Source organism: Butyrivibrio sp. VCD2006, from assembly GCF_000423925.1.
In the GTDB taxonomy this organism is placed as follows: domain Bacteria; phylum Bacillota; class Clostridia; order Lachnospirales; family Lachnospiraceae; genus Butyrivibrio.
In genome coordinates this window covers 1-2,528 of sequence record NZ_AUIX01000069.1, presented here as the reverse complement: position 1 = coordinate 2,528, position 2,528 = coordinate 1, and the positions used below count along the sequence as shown (strand labels likewise).

Sequence of the window (2,528 nt, the reverse complement as noted above, 5' to 3'; positions counted from 1 at the left end):
CAAATTCTTTAGGTTAGAATCGCTGTAAGGTCAAACGAAAAAGCAGCTTGAATTATTTCAATAACTGCCCTTTCGTTTGATCTTATTGCGATTTAACCTAATTGAACAAAGTAAGCGTCCGTGGAGCTGATACATATGGAGTTTCAATTCCTGGAGCTTACCAGTTTTTACTGTCTAATTAGATAATAACATATCTTATGTCTTTTGATTTTTTGAATTTAGGGTATCAGAAATAGACCTCCCTTGCGCGAGGCTCTTGAACGTATGGCTTGTATACATCAACAAAGCATAGGCATTTGTCTATGATGATCTATGACTTTCCCACCACAATGCTTGCATATACCTACCTTGAATCCCCATAGGTGATCCAATATCTGAGAGGATGTCATATTCCTAAGCTCAGATATATACTTTTTACATCCAAGGTGATTTCTGCATAAAGTAAGATTGCTGTTCTTCATGCGGCTGCACAACAATCCATAATGCCTTATTCTTACAAAACGCTTTGGCGGAACATGCATAAGAAAACGCCTTATAAATTCAACTCCACTTATGGTAAGCTCCTTCCATTTACCTTCATTACGGTAGTCTTTAACAGAAAATGTCACATTTTCATCATTAATGCGAATGATTCTGTAGTTACTTATGGCTATTCTATGTGTATATTTGCCAAGGTATTTGATTACTGATTGAGCACCATTGAAGGTTTTCTTGCAGTGGGGAATCCATTCCTTGGAATAGCAGGTATTCAGTAAAGCTTTGAATTCATATCTGTTCTGATATTTTTCTGATGAACCATAAAACTTCAGCTTTCCATCTTTCCATAAACTTTTTAGTTCTTCCATGTACTTACCTCGAAATACTTTGGAGATCACCTGTATTGGAAGAAAGAACTTATCACCTTTATCTTTCCAGTGCTTGTTTTTATCGAGGCCCCCGCCCAAAAGTATTGTGTGTATATGAGGATGATAATTCATTTCTGATCCCCATGTGTGCAGTATGCAGATATATCCAACATTTGCGCCAAGGTATTTATCCTGAGCAGAGAGATCATTGATGGTGGCTGATGCGGCATGATACAACGTATCATAAAGAAGTTTTTGATTACTGTAGATAACAGGATTCAACTCAGCAGGGACTGTAAAGACAAGATGAAAATATGGAGCATCCAGGACATCTTCCTTGCGCATATCCATCCACTTTTCCTTTGGAAGGGCCTGACACATGGGACAACACCTGTTACGGCAGGAATTATAATGGATTGAAATACAACCGCAGTCTTCACATACCTGTACATTTGCACCCATCCGTGAAGTCTTACAATTCATGATGGCGTTAGCAACTTTGGACTGTTCCGGAGATGGGGCGTATTTTTCCAAGTAATCAGGATAGAATCTCAGAAATATGTCCTGTACTGTGGGCTTATTCATCTCTATGGTCCTCTATATCGAAAGGACTCTGAATTCCCATAATAGTCTTATTACTTCTGTGCAAATATACCTCAGTGGATTTAGGATCTCTGTGTCCGAGAAGAGTTTGTATATACTTTTGATCAACCCCCTGCTCCATGAGATGTGTTGCAAAGCTGTGTCTAAGACTATGAGGTGTTGCTTTAGCAGTAATACCTGATTCTTTAATGGCTCTGCGCATGACCTGCTCCAGAGTACTTACTGTAAGATATTCTCCTGTGAATCTGTTGGGGAAAAGAATGCCGGTGGGGCGATTTCTCTCAAACCAATAGCGGGTGAGTATATCAAGATTTTTCTTTGAAAGAATTGTATAACGATCCATACGGTTTTTAGTATTCCGTACATGAATCTGCATGCTTGATCTGGAAATATCATCATAATGCAAGTGTATGACTTCTGATACACGCATTCCAGAAGAATACATGGTTGCAAACATTGCCTTATATTTTATATCCTCAACGTTATCGAGAAAGAGATTAACTTCCTCCAATGTAAGGACTACCGGCAGAGGTTGATCTTTTATCATGCGTGGAACTAAAATCTCATCCCAAAGTATGCCGAGAACAAACTTGTAAAAAAAGCGAATTGATGAGTTATAGAGATTCAAGGTTGTAGCTTTTAACCCTTCATCTTTTTTTCTCAGAAGAAAATCTCGTACATCCTGGCAAGTGAGCTCCTTAGGATCTTTTCCGACATAGTTTAAAAAATAAGCAACATAGTTATGATAGCAGGATATAGAACGATCCTTAAGATTGCGTATTTTTCCTGCTTCATCAAGTTTTTTCAAATATTCATCATACATAGTAAAACCTCCGAAAGTATAGTCATTGATAGGAACAACTAAAACTTCGGAGGTGCATGTGCATCAAAATGATGCTTGTACTTTGCACAAGCGAATGATATTCTTTTCATGGCAGTGTTAGTAATGATCCTGTTTGATTGTTAAGTTTCGCGACTACAACAATACTACTATTAGGACTTACTTTCTACTGCCTTTTTGATAAAAAGAAAATCACTGCACACAGCCTAGGCAGGCCATCGCGCAGCGATTTTGTTCAA

2 protein-coding genes are annotated in these 2,528 nt (G+C 38.2%); both read right to left on the bottom strand.

Annotated elements, in window-relative coordinates:
* Nucleotides 1-278 precede the first annotated feature (278 nt).
* A complete protein-coding gene (locus tag G586_RS0116890; RefSeq protein WP_026528649.1) occupies nucleotides 279-1,430 on the bottom strand; it encodes an IS91 family transposase in 1,152 nt (383 codons plus the stop codon).
* Nucleotides 1,423-2,271, bottom strand: a complete 849-nt coding sequence (locus G586_RS0116885) for a tyrosine-type recombinase/integrase (RefSeq protein ID WP_026528648.1) — start codon at nucleotides 2,269-2,271, stop codon at nucleotides 1,423-1,425. Before G586_RS0116885 ends, G586_RS0116890 begins: the two co-directional genes overlap by 8 nt.
* Nucleotides 2,272-2,528: the final 257 nt, after the last annotated feature.

What these genes read in the sequence shown, in the direction of transcription:
- G586_RS0116890 (WP_026528649.1), bottom strand. Translation starts at nt 1,430, where the DNA reads ATGAATAAGCCCACAGTACAGGACATATTTCTGAGATTCTATCCTGAT.
- G586_RS0116885 (WP_026528648.1), bottom strand. Translation starts at nt 2,271, where the DNA reads ATGTATGATGAATATTTGAAAAAACTTGATGAAGCAGGAAAAATACGC.